This window comes from Dorea chungnamensis (genome assembly GCF_039832125.1).
Lineage (GTDB): Bacteria > Bacillota > Clostridia > Lachnospirales > Lachnospiraceae > JAFBIX01.
The window spans coordinates 12,876-32,351 of sequence record NZ_JBDOHT010000016.1 but is presented as its reverse complement, the minus strand read 5'-3'; the positions used below and the strand labels follow the sequence as shown (position 1 = coordinate 32,351).

Annotated in this window: 19 protein-coding genes; 14 read left to right on the top strand and 5 right to left on the bottom strand. The window is 43.2% G+C overall.

Annotation, left to right across the window (positions count from 1 at the left end):
- The first annotated feature begins 1 nt into the window (after position 1).
- Positions 2-1,531 carry a cohesin domain-containing protein gene (locus ABE613_RS12600; protein ID WP_347376541.1) on the top strand — a complete coding sequence of 510 codons (1,530 nt, stop codon included), beginning with the start codon at positions 2-4 and terminating at the stop codon, positions 1,529-1,531.
- 137 nt (positions 1,532-1,668) lie between these two features.
- Complete coding sequence (gene glmS, locus ABE613_RS12595; protein ID WP_347376540.1) at positions 1,669-3,495, top strand: glutamine--fructose-6-phosphate transaminase (isomerizing); 1,827 nt, start codon at positions 1,669-1,671, stop codon at positions 3,493-3,495.
- A gap of 7 nt (positions 3,496-3,502) precedes the next feature.
- Here glmS and ABE613_RS12590 read toward each other — a convergent pair whose 3' ends face one another.
- The 4 genes from ABE613_RS12590 to pdaA form a co-directional block, all read right to left on the bottom strand.
- Positions 3,503-3,784 carry a DUF3791 domain-containing protein gene (locus ABE613_RS12590; protein ID WP_235232133.1) on the bottom strand — a complete coding sequence of 94 codons (282 nt, stop codon included), beginning with the start codon at positions 3,782-3,784 and terminating at the stop codon, positions 3,503-3,505.
- Positions 3,785-3,787: 3 nt separating this feature from the next.
- On the bottom strand, positions 3,788-4,264 hold the full coding sequence (locus ABE613_RS12585; RefSeq protein WP_347376539.1) for a DUF3990 domain-containing protein: 477 nt from the start codon (positions 4,262-4,264) through the stop codon (positions 3,788-3,790).
- Positions 4,261-4,476, bottom strand: coding sequence for a DUF3791 domain-containing protein (locus ABE613_RS12580; protein ID WP_235232135.1), 216 nt, complete (start codon positions 4,474-4,476; stop codon positions 4,261-4,263). The genes ABE613_RS12585 and ABE613_RS12580 overlap by 4 nt, the downstream gene beginning before the upstream one ends.
- 98 nt (positions 4,477-4,574) lie before the next feature.
- Positions 4,575-5,399, bottom strand: coding sequence for a delta-lactam-biosynthetic de-N-acetylase (gene pdaA / locus ABE613_RS12575; protein WP_347376538.1), 825 nt, complete (start codon positions 5,397-5,399; stop codon positions 4,575-4,577).
- 138 nt (positions 5,400-5,537) lie between these two features.
- Here pdaA and ABE613_RS12570 point away from each other — a divergent pair, with 138 nt between their 5' ends.
- Genes ABE613_RS12570 through ABE613_RS12560 form a run of 3 tightly spaced genes read left to right on the top strand, consistent with a single transcriptional unit; the run spans position 5,538 to position 8,421 of the window.
- A complete protein-coding gene (locus ABE613_RS12570; RefSeq protein ID WP_235232138.1) occupies positions 5,538-6,128 on the top strand; it encodes a YdcF family protein in 591 nt (196 codons plus the stop codon).
- 9 nt (positions 6,129-6,137) lie between these two features.
- Positions 6,138-7,112 (top strand): leucine-rich repeat protein, encoded by a 975-nt coding sequence (locus ABE613_RS12565; protein WP_235232139.1) that lies wholly within the window; start codon positions 6,138-6,140, stop codon positions 7,110-7,112.
- Positions 7,113-7,128: 16 nt separating this feature from the next.
- A complete protein-coding gene (locus ABE613_RS12560) occupies positions 7,129-8,421 on the top strand; it encodes a vWA domain-containing protein (protein WP_347376564.1) in 1,293 nt (430 codons plus the stop codon).
- Positions 8,422-8,669: 248 nt separating this feature from the next.
- Here the strand turns inward: ABE613_RS12560 and ABE613_RS12555 are convergent, their stop codons facing one another.
- Positions 8,670-8,903, bottom strand: coding sequence for a helix-turn-helix domain-containing protein (locus ABE613_RS12555; RefSeq protein ID WP_347376537.1), 234 nt, complete (start codon positions 8,901-8,903; stop codon positions 8,670-8,672).
- A 112-nt stretch (positions 8,904-9,015) separates the two neighbouring features.
- Here ABE613_RS12555 and ABE613_RS12550 point away from each other — a divergent pair, with 112 nt between their 5' ends.
- The 9 genes from ABE613_RS12550 to ABE613_RS12510 all read left to right on the top strand — a co-directional run bounded on the left by ABE613_RS12550 (position 9,016) and on the right by ABE613_RS12510 (position 19,451).
- Positions 9,016-9,738 carry a CpsB/CapC family capsule biosynthesis tyrosine phosphatase gene (locus ABE613_RS12550; protein WP_347376536.1) on the top strand — a complete coding sequence of 241 codons (723 nt, stop codon included), beginning with the start codon at positions 9,016-9,018 and terminating at the stop codon, positions 9,736-9,738.
- A gap of 1 nt (position 9,739) precedes the next feature.
- Positions 9,740-10,513: a YveK family protein gene (locus ABE613_RS12545; RefSeq protein ID WP_347376535.1), complete on the top strand. Its 774-nt coding sequence runs from the start codon at positions 9,740-9,742 to the stop codon at positions 10,511-10,513.
- Positions 10,514-10,525: 12 nt separating this feature from the next.
- Positions 10,526-11,209, top strand: coding sequence for a polysaccharide biosynthesis tyrosine autokinase (locus ABE613_RS12540; RefSeq protein ID WP_347376534.1), 684 nt, complete (start codon positions 10,526-10,528; stop codon positions 11,207-11,209).
- 15 nt (positions 11,210-11,224) lie between these two features.
- Positions 11,225-11,944, top strand: a complete 720-nt coding sequence (locus tag ABE613_RS12535) for an immunoglobulin-like domain-containing protein (RefSeq protein ID WP_347376533.1) — start codon at positions 11,225-11,227, stop codon at positions 11,942-11,944.
- A 15-nt stretch (positions 11,945-11,959) separates the two neighbouring features.
- On the top strand, positions 11,960-13,408 hold the full coding sequence (locus ABE613_RS12530; RefSeq protein ID WP_347376532.1) for an LCP family protein: 1,449 nt from the start codon (positions 11,960-11,962) through the stop codon (positions 13,406-13,408).
- A 55-nt stretch (positions 13,409-13,463) separates the two neighbouring features.
- Positions 13,464-14,879 carry a sugar transferase gene (locus ABE613_RS12525; protein WP_347376531.1) on the top strand — a complete coding sequence of 472 codons (1,416 nt, stop codon included), beginning with the start codon at positions 13,464-13,466 and terminating at the stop codon, positions 14,877-14,879.
- Between the two features lie 556 nt (positions 14,880-15,435).
- The gene (locus ABE613_RS12520; RefSeq protein WP_347376530.1) at positions 15,436-17,145 is read left to right on the top strand and encodes a phospho-sugar mutase; all 1,710 of its coding nucleotides are present in this window, start codon (positions 15,436-15,438) and stop codon (positions 17,143-17,145) included.
- The gene (locus ABE613_RS12515) at positions 17,142-18,470 is read left to right on the top strand and encodes a sugar phosphate nucleotidyltransferase (protein WP_510182359.1); all 1,329 of its coding nucleotides are present in this window, start codon (positions 17,142-17,144) and stop codon (positions 18,468-18,470) included. The genes ABE613_RS12520 and ABE613_RS12515 overlap by 4 nt, the downstream gene beginning before the upstream one ends.
- A 15-nt stretch (positions 18,471-18,485) precedes the next feature.
- Positions 18,486-19,451, top strand: coding sequence for a type I phosphomannose isomerase catalytic subunit (locus tag ABE613_RS12510; RefSeq protein ID WP_347376529.1), 966 nt, complete (start codon positions 18,486-18,488; stop codon positions 19,449-19,451).
- Positions 19,452-19,476 lie beyond the last annotated feature (25 nt).

Sequence of the window (19,476 nt, the reverse complement as noted above, 5' to 3'; positions counted from 1 at the left end):
CATGAGAAGAATAAGAAAAGCACTTGCTTCATTATTGTTGGTGTGTATGTTATGTCCATGCATATCCACGGTTGTGAATGCGGCATCTGCAGAATTGCGTTTTACAGACCCGTCTACGACCGTAGGCGCAGAGGTTGAGGTGACTGCAAAGTTAACGTCATCAGTGAATATACAGTCTTTGGATGCAACATTGACTTATGACAGTAGTATGTTGAAGTTTATCAGCGGTGATAATGCATCTGGAGGGGATGGAACGATTACACTGTCAGGCAGTGGAAGTGGAACAAGCATGGATTTTATCCTTAAGTTCCAGGCTCTGGAAGAAGGCACTGCGAAGGTTGAGGTGTCACAGGCATCCGGAAAGGATTCGTCCGGTTCTTCTCTGCAGATTACCAATGGTAGTTCTGCAGTAACGATTGGCCCTGGAGATCCATCTCTGATTACGGAAGATGAGGATACAGGTACAGTCAGTGGAGATGGTCCACAGGTGGAAGTGGATGGCGTACAGTATGTGGTTTCCAATGATTTTTCAGATGCTGTGATCCCGAGTGGATTCGAGAGAAGCGAGATGACCTTTGAGGGAACAACTTGTCAGGTTGTGACACAGGTAGCCAGTGGTGAATCTGCAATGTATCTGACACCGGTGGATGGCGGAGAGGCAGACTTCTTCTTATATATCAGTGACAGCGGAACCTTTATCCCATTCGAGGAAGTGGAGATTGCACAGGATCGATATCTGGTTCTTTTACGGGATGATGGATCGACAAAGCTTCCGAGTCAGTATCAGGAAACGACTCTGACCATGAATGGAAAAGAGTTCACCGCATGGCAAGATACAGACAATGCAGATTATTATATGATCTATGCGTTGAATTCAGATGGAGAGAAGGCACTGTATCGTTATGATACGGTGGATAAGACATATCAGAGATATGAGCCACAGGCATCTGCCGATGATACACAGACGAAATCATCTCCCAAGGGATTATGGGGTAAGATACTTCGGTTTATTGAAGATTTCCTGGATATTGCAGTCATTCTTGGTGGACTTCTTCTGCTCATATTATTGATTATTATCATTGTGGTTGCTGTCAAGCTGCGTCATCGGAATCTGGAATTGGACGATCTATATGATGAATATGGTATTGATCTGGATGAAGAGGAAGAAGAACAGGCAAAAGGTAAGAAGGCGTCAAAAGGGAAAAACACAGAGAAGAAGGCTTCGGGAAAGGCTAAGAATGAGCCGGCGGTTCGAGTTCCTGCGAAGACAGCTAACCTAAGAGACGAAGATGATTTTGACGATTATGGTGATGAAGACGACTTTGATGAGTTTGAAGAAGTTGATTATGAGGATGCCGATTACGATGATTTTGACGATGAAGTTGATTACGAAGAAGAATACGGCTATGATAACGATGAGCCAGAAGATATCATCGATGACCTGGATGAACTTCTGAGCAGCCAGCCTAAGAAGCGTGGTCATATGGAACCAGATGATACGTTTAAGGTTGACTTTATTGATCTTGATTAATGTTATACGAAGGGGAATGCGGGGCGCATTCCCCTTCGTTCTTTACATTTGAGTGAGAATTTGATACAATACACATTGATAATGCAAAAAAAATATTGTTTTGTACAAATACAAGAACAAAGTAAGGAGAAAAAAATATGTGTGGAATTGTAGGATACATCGGAAATCAACAGGCAGCACCAATTCTCTTGGACGGATTATCCAAACTGGAATATCGTGGATATGATTCTGCCGGCATTGCAGTATACAATGGTGAGAAGATTGATATGGTCAAGTCTAAGGGAAGACTGAAGGTACTGAATGAACTGACACATGATGGGGCAACACTTCCGGGGACAGTGGGAATCGGTCATACGAGATGGGCAACTCACGGTTCACCGTCAGATGTGAATGCACATCCACATTTCAATAGGGATAAGAGTATCGTAGTGGTACATAATGGAATCATTGAGAATTACCTGAAGCTGAAGAAGAAGTTAGAGAAGCATGGATATGAGTTCGTGTCAGAGACGGATACGGAGATTATTGCACATCTGCTGGATTATTATTATCATGGTAATCCATTAGAGGCTGTGACGAAGATCATGCATCGAATGGAAGGCTCTTATGCATTGGGAATCATCTTCCAGGATCATCCGGATGAATTATATGCTGTGCGTAAGGACAGCCCATTGATCGTAGGCCATACAGACGGAGGAAGCATTCTTGCGTCTGACGTACCGGCTGTTCTTCGTTATACCAGAGATGTGGTCTTTATTGAGAATGAAGAGATTGTCCGCATGAAAACAGATTCTATGGAATTCTTTAATGTGGATGAAGAGCCGATTGAAAAGAAGGTTACCAGAATTGAGTGGGATGTGAATGCGGCTGAGAAGGGTGGCTATGAATACTTCATGCTGAAGGAGATGTATGAACAGCCGAAGGCAATCACAGACACGTTCTCTCCAAGAATCAAGGATGGTAATATTGTGATTGAAGAATTAGGAATGACAGATGAAGAGATTCGGAAGATTCAGAAGATTATGATCGTTGCTTGCGGATCTGCTTCTCATGTGGGATATAGTAGTAAATATATCTTTGAAGATCTGACGAGGATACCGGTAGAAGTAGATCTTGCGTCTGAGTTTCGTTACAGGAATCCCATTCTGGATGAGAATACCATGGTGGTTGTCATCAGTCAGTCTGGTGAGACGGCAGATACGTTGGCCGCACTTCGAGAGTCTAAGAAGAGAGGCGCGAGGGTACTTGGTGTTGTGAATGTTGTGGGAAGTTCGATTGCAAGAGAAGCAGATAATGTTATGTATACGTGGGCTGGACCGGAGATTGCGGTTGCAACGACCAAGGCTTATTCTGCGCAGTTAATCGCGATGTATCTTCTTGCTATGAAGTTTGCACATGTAAGAGGGCAGATTGATGACAAAGAGTTGGCAGAGCTGCTGGCTGATCTGAAAGCGCTTCCGGCACAGGTTGAGATGCTGCTGAATAATAAGGAGAATATTCAGAAATTCGCGAACCGCTATCTGGCAGCAAGAGATGTCTTCTTTATTGGACGAGGAATTGATCATGCGATTTCCATGGAAGGTTCTTTGAAGTTAAAAGAGATCTCTTACATTCATTCAGAGGCTTATGCAGCAGGTGAACTGAAGCATGGTACCATATCCCTGGTGGAAGAGGGTACACTGGTGGCTGCAGTTCTTACTCAGAAGGATCTGTATAAAAAGATTATCAGTAATATGGAAGAGGTCAGAACTCGTGGTGCATTCGTTATGGCAGTGACGATAGAAGGTAATACAGATGTAGAGCGGGCAGCAGATTACGTGATCTATATTCCGGAGACTAACAAGTATTTTACCAATTCTCTGGCAATTATTCCTTTACAGCTCTTTGCATATTATATTGCAGTTGGACGTGGATGTGATGTAGATAAGCCGAGAAATCTCGCCAAATCCGTTACCGTTGAATAAGATTCGATTATGAATTGAGAAGCTTTGTAAGGGCATCTTGATAGGCAGTCAGCCTGTCGAGCTGCCCTTTTTGATATTCTTTTTTATAGTGGTATTCTAAGATGATTTCATCTGCAAGATAGTAGTCACTTCTGCAATGCAAGTCACTGACACCTTCTTCTATTAATTGGCGTGTAGTAGAACAATAGAAGAGATCCAGGGCATGTTCAGTTGAACATTGCAGCTTTTCAGCAAGTGCAATGACGATTTTGGCGTATTTCATATGAAGGAGAGTTTTATTTGCTTCCATATATTATACCTCGTAATAGGATTGAAAAATCAGATGTTGATCGAGCAGTTCCTGGCTGGTAATACATATCTGATAAGACGGTTTATGGTATTGCAATCGTCCTAGTGTTTCTTCTTCAGATATTAAGTGTTCCAGACATAATTCAATAGTATTGAATACTTTATCATTGGCAATGCCGCCGCGAATCAGATCATATTCAGAAGATGAGATATGTCCTTGTCGGTTCTGTACAACGAAGCGGAGCCATTCAGAATCATATTGCAAAAAGGTCTTGATGCGATATTCATGCAACTTATCTTCATTGAGCTGATATTGGTTAATAATTCCAGGAAGATCCTGGCGTTTGTACTTTTGTACCCATCGTACAGCCTGAGATTCTAGAGGAGTCAGATAGAATCCTTGTCCGAAGTCCAGACGCTCTCTGGAATGTTCGGTATCAGGATGTTCAATTATCTGATAGGAGCCATGGTATAGAATCATAAGACACCTCTTTCTTGCATAATGTGAATCAGATCATCTACGATATATTCTTTACTCTGCGTATGGAGGCTGTCATAGCAAGGTATGACATAGTCATAGAGAAGATTACTTTTTTGAGTGAGTGCCTGATATATTACTTTGGCGTCGGTTTTTTGTTCTTGAGCTACCGATTCAATACAGAAAATTGCAAATTCCAATTCTTGGGTTGTCATGATCATAGACCTCCTATTAATGTTATCATACGTGTTTATCATTGTGATTTCAAGCCTTTTTATCTCCTCGGAGTATGGAAGAATACTCCGAGGTATGTCTATATCTCATCTAGAGATTCGAATGTGTATCCCATCTCTTCCCATTTGCTTAAGAGTTCATCAAGAATCTGAGCATTGGTGCTGGAAGTACTGTGAAGAAGAACAATGGCACCCGGATGGATCCGGGTGAGAAGCTTATCGAAGGCTTCCTCTTTGGTTGGCTGTTTATCTTCGTACCAGTCTACGTAGGCAAGACTCCAGAAAAAAGTGCGATATCCCAGATCTTTGGCCATCTGGAGATTCTCAGTACTGTATTTACCTTGCGGGGGTCGATAGAACTTGTTCATGGTTTTACCGGTGATCTCCTGATACAAGTCTTCTACATCTTTTAATTCCTGTGCAAAGGCTTCTTTGGTTGAGATCTGGGACATGTCGGGATGATGGAAGGTGTGGTTCCCTACAATGTGCCCTTCTTCGACCATTCGTCTGATTAGATCTGGGTTGTCAGAGAGGAAGTTCCCAACTACGAAGAAGGCAGCGGGTGTGTTATGTTTCTTTAGGGCATCTAAGATAGCAACAGTATTGCCATTTTCATAACCACAGTCAAAGGTCAGATAGATGACTTTTTCATCAGTGTCCTTGGCATAATATGCGTTGTATTTTTCTAATTCATCAAAAGTTGCATTTGCGATTGGTGGCTGTCCCTCTTCCTGAAAGCTTAGTCCCCAGTTCTCTGTTGTTGGCAGGACGGATGTGGAAGAGACAGGAGAGTCGGCAGAGTCAGAGGAGATTTGCCTGGAGGCGACAAACCGACCGGCAAAAAAGCAACATATGAAGAGTAGAAGAATACCGATATATCGGATGAATTGGTGGATTGACAGCATAGATACTCCATAGAATATTGTTATCATATATATATGAGAGTTGGAAAACAATCATGAATGGAATCATATGTGCCTATTTCCTTGAAAAGAAAGTGGAAAGAGTGTAAAATACATGGAGTACGAAAGAAGGAAGAGAATATGAAGAGATTAAAGAATAGAATTGGATGGCTGGCAGCGGGAGTATTAGCAACGAATGGATGCTTATTTTGTATGATGTTTCGTGCCCCGAAGAAGTGTTGGGAGCAGGATAAATATGATTGTGCAGTTGTCTGTGGATGTCAGGTAGAAGAGGATGGAACCCCTTCTGATCTGTTGAGGAGCAGGGTGGAGAAAGCAGTGGAACTGTGGAAGGAAAAGAAAGTCCGTTATCTGATTATGTCTGGAGCTGCTGTACATAATGCATATGTGGAAGCTGAGGCAATGAAGCAGTATGCGATGGAACTGGGAGTACCGGAAGATTATATTCTGGAAGAGAAACAGGCGGTCAGTACATATCATAATCTGATGTATGCTGCAAAGTTGATGAGGCATTGTGGCTTTCGGGATTGTGTGGTAGTGACGAACGGGTGGCATCTTCGAAAGGCAGATCACTATGCCAGGAGAAGTGGCGTGCGGTATGTAATGGCTGCAGCAGAGAATCCACAGGAACAGAGCCTGAGACAGACAATCTGCCTATATATAGAGACGAATCTGCATATGTATTTGAACATGTGGAAAGGGTATTATTAATCAGAGAATATGTGGGAGAAGAGAAGTGGGCAGATCTGCCCAGAGATTCATTATAAAGATACGAATCAAGGTATTGTGATTACAAGTTGTTATGGTATCGAAGGACAAATCATCCTGCCGGATGAGATTCATGGCGTACCAATTGTTGGAATTGCCCCTTATGCGTTTGCTGAAAATCGTGAAGAGGAAGAAGGGGTATCTGTCTGGGAACATGAAGATGCAAGTCTTGTGGGAAAGCGGAATAGAATCTGTGGAACTTCTGTGACTGAGATCTGGCTTCCGGCGCAGGTAAGAGAGATTGGAAGATATGCATTCTATCGCTGCAGGAATCTGAAAAGGCTTATATTGTCAGATAGTCTGCTGGACTTGGGAGGCGGCGCACTGACGGGATGCCATCTGGAAGAAGTAGAGATTCATTTCTTCTACGGAGAACGATGCTGTCTGAAATCAATTGTAGACGAGATGCGATATGCAATCCGCACAAAGCTGTATTATGAAAATGGAATGGCGCAAGTACTATTTCCAGAGCATTATGAAGAGGCTGTGGAGAATACGCCGGCAAGAATTCTGGTGACCCATCATCATGGCGCCGGAGGATATTATCGTCAGTGCTTCTATGATCGGAAGCTGGATTATAAGAAATATGATGAACTGTTGTACCATACGGTAGCGGAGGAGCAGCCGGATGTAGCAGCGGAATTAGTGCTGAACCGGGTAAGATACCCTTATCAGTTGTCAAAAGCAGCGCAGGATGCTTATGAGGTTTATCTTAGAGAACATGTAGAGGTGGCAGCAGATGTTCTGATTACAGCAGAAGATATAGAAGGACTTCATTTTCTGTCTCTGGGGAATTATTGGACGCCGGAAGCACTGGAGCATGCAGTGAAGAAGGCGACAGAGGAGAAGAAGACGGAAGTGTTGAGTTTTCTTATGGATGAAAAGCACCGATGCTTTCCAAAGAAGAAAAAGACATTTGAATTATAGAGAAAGCTTAGTATCTATGGAGAGAGAATTAACGACAGGTGATAAATTGAATATGGTCAGCCAGAAGATTCTGAAGGTCGCCAGAAATGAGCTGTATCTGAAGATGCGATTCATGGATGTGGCCTTGAGCAGTCTGGCATATGTCATGGATGAGGGCTCAGAAGGTATGGGAACGGATGGACTCTATCTGTATTATCACCCTCAGTATCTGGGCGGACTGTATCGGGAAGACCGGATACAGGTGAATCGGATATATCTTCATCTGGTTCTTCACGGAATCTTCCGGCATATGGTCAGAAGAAGAGGGCGGGAAGAGCGGCTGTATCATCTTGCCTGTGATATTGTGACAGAATCTATGATTGATGGTATGCAGCATCGTTGTGTATTGAAGAGCCGTTCCTGGCTTCGAAGGGAGACTTATCGGAAACTTCACAAGGAGATGAAAGTTCTTACTGCAGAGAAGGTATATGGTGTACTGATAAGGTGGGGACTGTCTGAAGATGAGATGGTGCGTATGGAAGCAGAATTCCGTATGGATGACCATAGTTATTGGCCTTCCGACGATGATCAGAAGAAGCAGGAGCAGATTGAACAAAGGTGGAAGGATATCAGTGAGCAGATGGAGACTGATATGGAGACGTTTTCCAAGGAAGCATCTGCAGAGGCGGGGAATCTGGTAGAACAGGTACGAGTAGAGAACCGGGAACGGATGGATTATCGGCAGTTTCTGCGGAAGTTTTCAGTATTGAAGGAGGAGATGGCAGTCGATCAGGATTCCTTTGATTATGTCTTCTATAGTTATGGTCTGTCACTGTACGGGAATATGCCGTTGATTGAACCGCAGGAGTGGAAAGAGGTTCAGAAGGTAGAGGAATTCGCGATTGTAGTTGATACTTCTATGTCTTGTTCTGGAGAATTGGTGAAGAGATTTCTGGAAGAGACATACAGTGTACTAAGTGAAAATGACAGCTTTTTTCGAAAAGTAAATATTCACATTATTCAGTGTGATGACCAGATACAGATGGATCAGAAGGTGACTTGTGAAGAAGAATTAAAGAAATATATGGAGCATCTGGAGCTTAGAGGAGAAGGAGGAACGGATTTTCGTCCGGCATTTGCCTATGTGGAACAGCTGATGGGCCAACATGCATTTGAACGATTGAAAGGACTGCTTTATTTTACCGATGGGAAAGGTATCTATCCTTCCAAGATGCCGCCTTATGAGACAGCATTCGTGTTCCTGAAAGAAGATTATGAGGATGTAGATGTGCCGCCATGGGCGATGAAACTTATATTAGATATAGAATAATGGAAAGGTAGTCTCTTCTGTCAGCCCGGCGGTGACTGAGGGTATTGAATGGAATACCTTCAGTCATTGCAAAAGGGCTGAAAGAAGATATGAAAATTGTACGAAATTGATTAAGTTTATAATTACGGATTTGAAAATGAGGGCAGATGAAATCCGTGAAGCAAAAAATCAGATTTGTCAGAAATATTTGCTATATGAATAGCAAATTTATTAATGTAAAGAAAAGCCATACCGAAGAGATAAGTAGATTATTGGGGTTGCTTATTTCTCGGGTATGGCTTTTTTACATCCGTAAGACCAACTAGATAATCAATGCTTACATTATAGAGGGTGGATAACTTAATCAAAAAATCGATCGGAATCTGACGGGTTCCTTTTTCATATCTTCGGTATACTTCACGTTGACAGCTCAAATACTCAGCTATATCCGCCTGGGTTTTGTCGGAATCGATCCTCAGATCTTCCAATCGCTGAAAATGCATAGTACCACCTCAAAATATTATGCTACCAAAGAATTGCTTTTTTTATTCATTTATGCTACCATATGGTTGCATATATAAAAATAGAAAATGCAAATATGGAGGTGTAGAAGATATGGAAGGATATATTGATATGCACTGCCATATATTACCCGGAGTAGATGATGGGGCAAAAGATATCAAAGAGATGACGACTATGCTGAAGATTGCCTACAGTGAAGGAATCCGATGTATTATTGCCACACCGCATCATCATCCTTATAGAGGGAAGGAGAGCGCGGAGAATCTCAGGAAGCAGGCTGTCTTGCTGCGGGATGCAGCACATGCGATTGATGAGAAGTTTCGTATCTATCTGGGCACGGAGGTTTATTTTGGACAAGATGTTGTAAATGCAATCAAAGAAAAACAGATATTAACAATGAATAAAAGGAACTATGTCCTGCTGGAGTTCTCACCATCAGCTACATATGACTATATCAGGCAGGGGGTTCAGCAAGTTCAGTTTAGTGGATATCGAGTCATTCTTGCCCATGTAGAGCGATATGTATGTATTGCAGAAGATATTGAACTGGCAAAGCAGTTGCATGACATGGGAATCTATCTACAGATCAATTCCGGCAGTATTACTGGTGAAAGCAGCCGTAAAAGTAAAAAATTCGTTCGAAGTCTGATGGATAGGGATCTGGTGTTCTGCGTAGGTACAGATGCACATGATACGAAGCATCGTGCTCCACACATGAGGAAAGCTGCGAGTTATGTCAGCAAAAATTATGGCGAGGAATATATGAGGAGGATATTTTTCAGCAATGCAAAAGAAATGCTGAAGAAAGTAAAGTGAGATGAATCAAAATAATATGGTGAATCAGAATATAACTGAAGATGAAATTGAAATTGATCTGGTTGAATTGTTTATGGTATTGAAGTCAAAGCTTCATATTATACTGCTGTCAGGAATACTGGCGGCTTTATTAGCGTTTGTAGGTACGAAATTATTAATGACACCAATGTATACTTCTGTGACGAAGATGTATGTACTGTCTCGCCAGGACAGTTCATCAGGGGTGACTTACAGTGATCTGCAGACGGGCTCACAGTTGACGAAGGATTATGCAGAATTAGTTAAGAGTCGTCCGGTGCTGGAACAGGTCATTGCTGTCCTGAATCTGGATATGGAGCCGGAAGAGCTGGCGGAGAATATTACGGTTGAGACACCAACAGATACCCGAATCCTGAGTATTAGTGTGGAAAGTGATAATCCAAAAGAAGCCAAAGAAATTGCGGATACTCTGCGTGAGACAGTAAGCAGTGAGATTAAGGAAATCATGCATGCAGAATCTGTTGATACCATTGAAGATGGAAATCTGCCGAAAGAACCTTCCTCACCAAGTTTAAAAAAGAACATGGTGCTCGGCGGAGCATTGGGAGTGTTCCTTTCATTGGCGATTCTGATATTCATATTCCTAAGGGATGATACCATTAAGAATCCAGATGATGTGGAACAGTATCTGGGCCTGAATGTCCTGACTTCTATCCCAATCAAGGGAAAAGTGCAGAAGCCTAAGAAAGTAAAAGGACCAGCGCAGAAGAAGTCTGTGAAGAATGGAAAGAGATAGGAGAGAAAAAAGATGCAGGAAGTGATTCTAAGAAATATAGAACAGGATTATCGAAGCAATGAAGCGTATAAATCGCTTCGTACGAATATAGAGTTTTCCGGGTCAGACAAAAAGGTGATCATGTTCACCAGCTGTACTCCGAATGAAGGAAAAAGTACAGTGTCGTTATCTCTTGCAATGTCCTTCGCGGAAGGTGGTAAAAAGGTCCTTTTTATAGATGGGGATCTTCGAAAGTCTGTGTTAGTCGGACGCCATCATGTACATGGAGAGATAAAGGGATTGAGCCATTTCCTTTCTGGCCGTGTAGAAGTATCAGATGTCATTGTGAAGACACAGCAGGAAGGTTTATTTGTTATCTTTGCAGGAATTGTTCCCCCGAATCCGGCAGAACTGTTGGGAACGAGGCGTCTGGAAGCGCTGATTGAAGGAGCGCGCAAAGCATATGATTATGTTATTATCGATGCGCCGCCACTCGGAAGCGTCATCGACAGCGCTGTCATTGCACGTTGTTGCGATGCATCTGTTCTGGTAATCTCAGCAAACACAATCAGCCGTAAATTCGCTAAGAGTGTGAAAGACCAGCTGGAAAAGACTGGATGTCCAATTCTGGGAGTTGTCTTAAATAAAGTAGATATGAAACAAAATAAATACTACGGTAATTACTATGGAAATTACTATGGAGATTACGGTAAATAATAGAGGAAAAAAAGAATGAAACAAAAAGGACTGGTATTTGCACTTACTGCAGGCTGCATCATTCTGGTGATCATCTGTTATATGTTAGGAACAAAGCATGACGGAGAAGCACCGGTGATTCAGGTGGAAGATATGGATATAACTTTCACTGAGGGGGAAGATGAATCTATACTTCTGGAAGGTGTAACAGCAACAGACAATAAAGATGGAGATATTACGGAACAGATATTTATTGACAAGATATTACCTATAGACGATGGTCATGCGATTGTCTATTACGGAGTGCTTGATACAAGTAATAACGTCGGAAGTGCAAGAAGGACAATTCAGTATTATAAGAATGAAGATGGTTCACAGGATACGATAGGAGAGTCTGCTTCAACAGAAGAAGTTATGGAAGATACAACAGAGGAGACTTCCGCAGAAGCTACTCAAGATGGTTACGGAGTTCCGCAGGCAGAAGGAACTCCGGACATTCAGCCGGATGGAGGCCGGCCGGCTATGGCATTGGTGACAGAGAGCGTGAAGATCCGGGCAGGAGATATATTTGACCCAATCAGTGTTGTGTGGGGCGTTGTAGATGATAAAGATGGTGCAGATATATTATATCAACATATTCATGCAGAAGGAGAGTATAACACACAGGCACCAGGGACGTATGAGATTCGATATTATGTGAGTGACAGCGATGGGAATACATCAGATCCACAAATCGTAACATTAACTGTGGAATAGAGGAGATGACTAAAGATGGAACAGCATAAGAAAAAACAGCATAAGAGTAAGAACAATCATATAGCAGGAAAGCTGATTGCAGTACTTCAGCTGCTGGTATCCGTTATATTTGCCGCGGTTCTGTGGAACAGCGGCATGATTCCCGGAATCTATCTTGCCGTATTGATTGTTCTTCTTTTGGTCCTGTTCGTAATTACATTCGACCTGCAATATCTGAAACCAAAAGTAGCACATGGAATCGGAATATTGATCAGTATTCTTTTGATTATGATTCTGGGAATTGGCACGGTCTATCTTATGAAGACAACATCCATGATGAAAACGGTTGGTGGAGCTACCTATAAGACAGACAATATGGTCGTGGTAGTTAAGAAAGACAATGCAGCACAGAGTCTGAAAGATGCCAAAAATTATCGCTTCGGTTCTCAGACATCCGTGGATCAGGAGAATAATCAGTTGATGATTAAAGACATCGAGTCTTCGGTGGGCAGGGATATTAATCTGCAAGAGTATGACACGGTGGTCGAAGAAGCGGAAGCTCTGCTTGCTGGTAAGGTGGAAGCAGCTATCTATAATGAAGCATTTACCGGGATTATTGAAGAATCCATTGAAGATTATTCGGAGCAGGTAAGAATCTTATATCAGTATGGAATCGATACAGAGATTGAACAGGAAGAGACCAATATAGAAGAGCCATTCAATGTGTATATCAGTGGAATTGATGTGTCCGGTCCGATTACAACCAATAGTCGAAGCGATGTCAACATTATCATGACAGTGAATCCGAATACAAAACAAATTCTTCTGACAACGACACCAAGGGATTATTATGTCACAATTCCGAATATATCTGGTGAATCCAGAGATAAGCTGACACATGCCGGAATCTATGGTGTAGATGCGTCCATGGCAACCCTGGAAAATATATACGGAATTGATATCAGCTATTATGCAAGGGTGAACTTCACTTCTCTGATCAAGATTGTAGATGCTCTTGGTGGTGTAGATGTGAACTCGGAGTATACATTTACAACCACACATGGAAAATACCAGATTCAACAGGGCATCAATCACATGGATGGAGAGACAGCTCTTGGATTCTCGAGAGAACGTTACAGCTTCGAAGACGGAGATAATCAGAGAGGGAAGAATCAGGAGGCAGTCTTAACCGCTATCCTGAAGAAAGCAATGTCTCCGGCGATACTGATGAACGCAAGCCAAATCATAGATACAGTTGGTGACAGTGTGGAAACCAATATGACGCAGGATGAGATGGCGAAATTCATTAACATGCAGTTATCAGATGGTGCGGACTGGACCATAGAGTCTCAGGCAGCAACCGGCACAGGCGATAATCAGGCATGCTTCTCATCAGGCTCACAGTTATTGTATGTCATGTGGCCAGACGATGCCGTGGATGCGGCATTGTCTAAGAAGATGCAGCAGGTGCTTGAAGGAAAATAAAGGAATATAAGAGAAGAAGTTTTAGAGAAAGAGTGATACATAAGAGGGTGTATGAATGTACAAGGAGATCGTAAAAGGCTGGATAAAACATCTTGATTTTATGCTGATCGATATCCTGTCTTTGGAGATTAGTTTTTTAATTGCATATGCGGTTCGAAATAATATTGAGGGTGGAATCTTCCTTCCGGAAATCTACAGGACTCTGACGGTGATGATTATCATCATGAATATCTGTGTTGTATTCTTCAGTAATAGCTACGAGTCAATCATACGGAGAGGCTATCTTGTAGAATTGAAAAAGGTAATGATTCATTGCATGTGGATAGTTGTAGGCCTTATTGTGTGGATGTTCGCAATCAAGCAGTCCCGTGAATATTCCCGAATCGTAATTCTATCTATGTATCCGATCAGTGTATGCATTATGACAGCAGCCAGATTAATCTGGAAAAGAATCCTTCGTATCCGAATCCGTGAAAACAAAGATTCTCGCAAGATTATGGTAGTAACCACCGATGAAAGAGCAAAAGATGTCGTGGAAGGATTACTTCAGCCATACCGTGATTATCGCATTGAAGCAGTTGTTTTATACGATAACGCGGACAAGACAGGGCAGACAATCTACAAAATACCAATCGTCGCAGGAAAAAATCAGATTGTGCAGTATGTACGCGAACATGTGATTGATGAAGTGTTCATAGATCTGAAAGGTTATGAAGAAAGTGCTGAAAAACTTGCGAATCTTCTGGTAAGTATGGGATTCGTCGTACATGTGAATCTGGCACAGTTTACATCCAGTATGGAGAATAAAAAAGTACATTCCTTTGCGAAATATGTAGTATTGTCTTCCAGTATGAAATTCGCCAGCCCGTGGCAGACAATGATGAAAAGACTTATGGATATCTGTGGGGCGTTGGTAGGACTTGTTATAACGGGGATTGCATTCCTTATCTTTGGACCAATTATCAAGCATCAATCGCCCGGACCTGTCTTCTTCTCACAAGAAAGAGTAGGGCGCAATGGAAGAACCTTTAAAATCTATAAATTCCGTACCATGTACCCGGATGCGGAAGAGAGAAAGAAAGAACTGATGGCACAGAATAAGATGCATGGCTTGATGTTCAAAATGGATAATGATCCAAGAATTATTCCAATCGGACACTTCCTAAGAAAGAGCAGTATCGACGAATTGCCGCAATTCTGGAATGTCTTAAAAGGAGAGATGAGCCTTGTAGGTACCAGACCTCCAACGGTGGATGAATATATGCAATACGGAATCCGACACCGGAAGCGCCTCGCAATGAAACCAGGGATTACCGGAATGTGGCAGGTAAGTGGCCGAAGCGATATTGTGGACTTTGAAGAAGTCGTTGCCCTGGATGCGAAATATATCGAAGAATGGACATTGAGTATGGATATCAAGATACTCTGGCAGACAGTGAAGATTGTGGGAGCTGGAAAAGGGGCAGTGTGATCTTAGAAAGTCTGATGATTTTGTCATGTTGATTGATGAAGATGAATTGATGAATGCAAAGTTGAGTGCTGAAAATGGGAATGAAGAGAGGTGCGTAAATCTCTACCCTATAAAATCAGTGGCGTGAAGAGGACTGGGTGATACATTGAATTTTAGCGTGTGAGTGTAGCAATAGATGGGGTCTACCCTATAATTTCAGTTTTTGAAAGTATAGCAGTCGATGAGGTTTACATGACAGATTCAGTGGATTTTTACATGAGTTGTAGAAGATACGAGGTTTGCACTTTGAAATCAGTGGATTTTGTGAGGGCGGCGAGGGTATCTATAGATGTGATGAAGTCCTACACAGGCTGTGTTTGGGAGAAAAGTTGCACAGTAGCGCGAATGTTCTTAACATTGTAGCGCGAATGACACCAACATCACAGAGCGAATGATGAACACAGGAATTATTAAGGAAGATTTTCTGCTGTGGGAGTTGTTAGGAGAATGATGACCACAGTGAGTTATAAAAATACAGGTTTTCCGGTGTTTTGCCGGATGAAAAGAGGAGTAGATTATGGATTATTTAGAAGCATATAATTTCTGGAAAACGAATGAGTTCTTTGATTCATCAATTCGGACTGAACTTAACGCGCTTGATCCAGAAAAAGATGCAAAAGAAATTGAAGATAGATTTTACCGTAATCTGGAGTTTGGTACAGGTGGTCTGCGGGGAATCATGGGTGCGGGAACGAACCGCATGAATAAATATACGGTTGGTAAAGCCACAAAAGGACATGGAAATTATCTCCTTGATACTTATGGAGCAGATGCTTGCAAAGAGCGTGGCGTAGTAATTGGTTACGACACCCGTAATAATAGTGAATTCTTCTCCCGTACTGCCGCAAATGTGCTGAGCGGTATGGGGATTCGTGTTTATCTCCATGCACATGCTTGTCCTACACCACAGCTCAGTTTTTCTGTGAAATTCTGGAATGCACTGGCTGGTGTGGTTGTAACTGCAAGCCACAATCCGAAAGAGTACAACGGTTACAAAGTATATGACGAGTTTGGATGCCAGCTTGTTCCCTGGCAGGCGAAACAGGTAATAGAGTATGTAAATGCTGTGACGGATTACCGTTCTATAGATTTTACCAGTGATGACTCCCTTATCAGCATGGTCGATGTGACAGACAATTTTGTGAATGCAGTTTTGAAGCAGAGCCGGTATGAGAATACCGCGGCAAAAGCAGATTTAAAAATCGTTTACACACCACTCCACGGTACAGGAAATGTGCCGGTACAGAAAGCACTGCGTCTGGATGGATTCACACAGGTTGAAGCTGTAGCGGAACAGGTGGTTCCTGATGGAAACTTCCCGACTGTTGTTTCTCCAAACCCAGAAGACCGCCGGGCATTGGAGCTTGGCATCGCAAAGGCGAAAAGAGTAGATGCGGATATAGTACTTGGAACTGATCCGGATTGTGACCGTGTAGGAATTGCCGTGAAAGTGGCGGATGGCGAGTATCAGTTAATGACTGGGAATCAGGTTGGCGCACTTCTGATGAATTTTGTCCTGAACCATATGGATGCGAACATGTACTCCTATCCGGCTGTAGTAAAGACTGTTGTGACTTCAGAACTTGGTGCAGACATAGCTCATAAACAAGGCATTAGAGTGTTCTCTACTTTAACCGGTTTCAAGTTTATTGGTGAGAAGATTACACAGTTTGAACAGGCGAAAATCAAAGGCAATAGGGAGCAGGATTACGATTTCCTGTTTGGCTATGAGGAATCTTATGGCTATCTTGCAGGAACACATGCCCGTGATAAGGATGCGGTTGTTTCCAGCTTGCTGATCTGTGAGATGGCTGCGGAAGTAAAAGCAAATGGTAAGAGACTGTTGGATGAGATGAATGAAATCTATACCGAATACGGTTATTACCGTGATGCACTGGATAGCTTCACTCTGAAAGGGAAGGACGGTCTTGAGAAGATCGGATCGATGATGACTGAACTTCGTGCTTCCGGCTCTCCGTTTGCGGGGACGAAATCTGTTACAGATTTCAGCACTCCAGTTGCAGCAGAAGAAGGATTCGGAACTTTGCCGACTTCTAATGTTCTGAAATATGTTCTGGAAGATGGTTCATGGATTGCGGTTCGCCCTTCCGGCACAGAGCCAAAGATCAAGATTTATTACAGCATCAAGGGTCCAGATAAGGCTGAGGCAGAAAAGAAACTGATAGAGATTCAGGATACGATTCAGGCAAAGCTGGGATTGAAATGAGGAGGATAAGACGTATGAATATTATTTTACTTTCCGGTGGTTCAGGCAAGCGTCTGTGGCCTCTTTCCAATGATGTCCGCAGCAAACAGTTTATCAAGCTGTTCCAAAATGATGGAGAGTATGAGTCTATGGTGCAGCGAGTTTACCGACAGATTACAACGGTAGACGCAGATGCCAAAATTACGATTGCGACCAGTAAATCGCAGGTAAGCACCATTAAGAATCAGTTGGGTGAAAGGGCTTCTATCTGTATAGAGCCATGTCGCCGTGACACTTTTCCGGCCATTGCATTGGCCGCGACTTATCTCCATGATGAACTGGGGGTTGGGGCAGATGAGGCGGTTGTGGTTTGCCCGGTCGATCCGTATGTGGACAACACCTATTACGAAGCAGTTAAGAAGTTGCAGGAGCTGGCGGAACAGGGCGGCGCAAACTTGACTCTGATGGGCATTGAGCCAACCTATCCGAGCGAGAAGTATGGTTACATTATCCCGGAGAATGGCGAGAACGTCAGCAAGGTCAAGGAGTTTAAAGAAAAGCCGGATACGGAAACCGCTAAGAAGTATCTTGCGCAGAGTGCCCTTTGGAACGCAGGCATCTTCGCTTTTAAGCTGGGCTATCTGCTGAACAAAGCCCACAGCATGATTGAATTCGAGGATTACCGTGATCTGTTCAATAAATATGATACGCTGACAAAAATCAGTTTCGATTACGCAGTGGTTGAGAAGGAGCCAAGCATTCAGGTTCTGCGTTACAGCGGAGACTGGAAGGATGTCGGCACCTGGAACATGATGGCCGAGGTTATGGCGGACAAGACCAAAGGCAAGGTCATTCTGGATGAAACCTGTGAAAACACCAACGTGGTGAATAAACTGAACATTCCGATCCTCTGCATGGGCTGTAAGGACATGATCATTGCGGCCAGCGGCGACGGTATCCTGATTTCGGATAAGGAACGAAGCGGATACATGAAACCGTATGTGGAAAAAATCGAGACAGAAGCAATGTATGCGGAGAAGTCCTGGGGTACATATACGGTCATGGATGTGCAGCCTGGTTCTATGACTGTCAAGGTGTCCATGAAAGCTGGGGAGAGCATGACCTACCATATGCATAACTACCGGGAAGAAGTCTGGACGGTTGTCTCCGGTAAGGGTAAGGCAGTAGTGGATGGCATGGAACAGATGCTGCGCACTGGCGATGTGATCACTATTGCGGCGGGCTGCAGGCACAGAGTGGAAGCTATTACTGCTCTGGACATCATAGAGGTGCAGATAGGCGATGAAATCAGCGCCGGAGACAAAATCAAATTTCCAATGAAATGACAGGCGGTATAGCAGATGGAGATATTGAAATTACTGCCTGCCGGAAAAGACTATCTGTGGGGCGGCACAAGACTTCGGGATGAATATGGGAAGAGAATTGACCTGACTCCGCTTGCGGAGACCTGGGAATGTTCCGTCCATTCAGATGGGCCAAGTGTTGTAGGCAATGGTGAGTTCAAGGGGAAGAATTTAGCTGAAGTGCTGGAACAGCACCCGGAATATATAGGAACAAAAGTTGCAGATGGAAAGCTGCCGGTACTGGTTAAATTTATCGACGCGAAACAGGATCTGTCCGTCCAGGTGCATCCTGATGACGAGTATGCAAGGAAATATGAGCATCAGAACGGCAAAACGGAAATGTGGTACGTCATTGATGCAGACGAAGGCGCAGAGCTGATTTACGGATTCCGGCATAAGGTGACCCCTGAGATATTAAGAGAGGCGGTTGTGACCGGAACTTTAGACAAGCACCTGCAGAAAGCGGAAGTCCACAAAGGCGATGTATTTTACGTCCCAGCAGGGACGGTACATGGTATAGGTGCAGGGATACTGATTGCAGAGATACAGGAAAGCTCAAATGTGACTTATCGTGTTTATGATTATGACAGAGTCGATAAAAACGGTAAGAAACGCGAATTACATTTTGACAAGGCTGTCCAGGTCATGAATATGGGAGTCGCGCCGGACGTAAAGCAGAAGCCGAGGATGGTGAAATATTACGCCGGATGCTCAAGAGAACTGCTATGCCGCTGCAAATATTTTGAAGCGGAGCGGATTCAGGTAACGAAAGGATTTTCATTTTCTGTGAGGGAAGAATCATTTCAGATTCTAATGTGCCTGGATGGATATGGTCAGGTGGAAACAATGGATGCGGAGTTGAAACCGTTAAGGTTCAGTAAAGGAGAGACCGTGTTTATCCCGGCCGGGATCGGGAGATGCATGGTGATTGGGGAAGCTGGATTGATAAAAATACGTTGTTAATAATCTTTTGGGAGGAAAAGCACAA

What these genes read in the sequence shown, in the direction of transcription:
- ABE613_RS12600 (WP_347376541.1), top strand. Translation starts at nt 2, where the DNA reads ATGAGAAGAATAAGAAAAGCACTTGCTTCATTATTGTTGGTGTGTATG.
- glmS (WP_347376540.1), top strand. Translation starts at nt 1,669, where the DNA reads ATGTGTGGAATTGTAGGATACATCGGAAATCAACAGGCAGCACCAATT.
- ABE613_RS12590 (WP_235232133.1), bottom strand. Translation starts at nt 3,784, where the DNA reads ATGGAAGCAAATAAAACTCTCCTTCATATGAAATACGCCAAAATCGTC.
- ABE613_RS12585 (WP_347376539.1), bottom strand. Translation starts at nt 4,264, where the DNA reads ATGATTCTATACCATGGCTCCTATCAGATAATTGAACATCCTGATACC.
- ABE613_RS12580 (WP_235232135.1), bottom strand. Translation starts at nt 4,476, where the DNA reads ATGACAACCCAAGAATTGGAATTTGCAATTTTCTGTATTGAATCGGTA.
- pdaA (WP_347376538.1), bottom strand. Translation starts at nt 5,399, where the DNA reads ATGCTGTCAATCCACCAATTCATCCGATATATCGGTATTCTTCTACTC.
- ABE613_RS12570 (WP_235232138.1), top strand. Translation starts at nt 5,538, where the DNA reads ATGAAGAGATTAAAGAATAGAATTGGATGGCTGGCAGCGGGAGTATTA.
- ABE613_RS12565 (WP_235232139.1), top strand. Translation starts at nt 6,138, where the DNA reads ATGTGGGAGAAGAGAAGTGGGCAGATCTGCCCAGAGATTCATTATAAA.
- ABE613_RS12560 (WP_347376564.1), top strand. Translation starts at nt 7,129, where the DNA reads ATGGAGAGAGAATTAACGACAGGTGATAAATTGAATATGGTCAGCCAG.
- ABE613_RS12555 (WP_347376537.1), bottom strand. Translation starts at nt 8,903, where the DNA reads ATGCATTTTCAGCGATTGGAAGATCTGAGGATCGATTCCGACAAAACC.
- ABE613_RS12550 (WP_347376536.1), top strand. Translation starts at nt 9,016, where the DNA reads ATGGAAGGATATATTGATATGCACTGCCATATATTACCCGGAGTAGAT.
- ABE613_RS12545 (WP_347376535.1), top strand. Translation starts at nt 9,740, where the DNA reads ATGAATCAAAATAATATGGTGAATCAGAATATAACTGAAGATGAAATT.
- ABE613_RS12540 (WP_347376534.1), top strand. Translation starts at nt 10,526, where the DNA reads ATGCAGGAAGTGATTCTAAGAAATATAGAACAGGATTATCGAAGCAAT.
- ABE613_RS12535 (WP_347376533.1), top strand. Translation starts at nt 11,225, where the DNA reads ATGAAACAAAAAGGACTGGTATTTGCACTTACTGCAGGCTGCATCATT.
- ABE613_RS12530 (WP_347376532.1), top strand. Translation starts at nt 11,960, where the DNA reads ATGGAACAGCATAAGAAAAAACAGCATAAGAGTAAGAACAATCATATA.
- ABE613_RS12525 (WP_347376531.1), top strand. Translation starts at nt 13,464, where the DNA reads ATGTACAAGGAGATCGTAAAAGGCTGGATAAAACATCTTGATTTTATG.
- ABE613_RS12520 (WP_347376530.1), top strand. Translation starts at nt 15,436, where the DNA reads ATGGATTATTTAGAAGCATATAATTTCTGGAAAACGAATGAGTTCTTT.
- ABE613_RS12515 (WP_510182359.1), top strand. Translation starts at nt 17,142, where the DNA reads ATGAGGAGGATAAGACGTATGAATATTATTTTACTTTCCGGTGGTTCA.
- ABE613_RS12510 (WP_347376529.1), top strand. Translation starts at nt 18,486, where the DNA reads ATGGAGATATTGAAATTACTGCCTGCCGGAAAAGACTATCTGTGGGGC.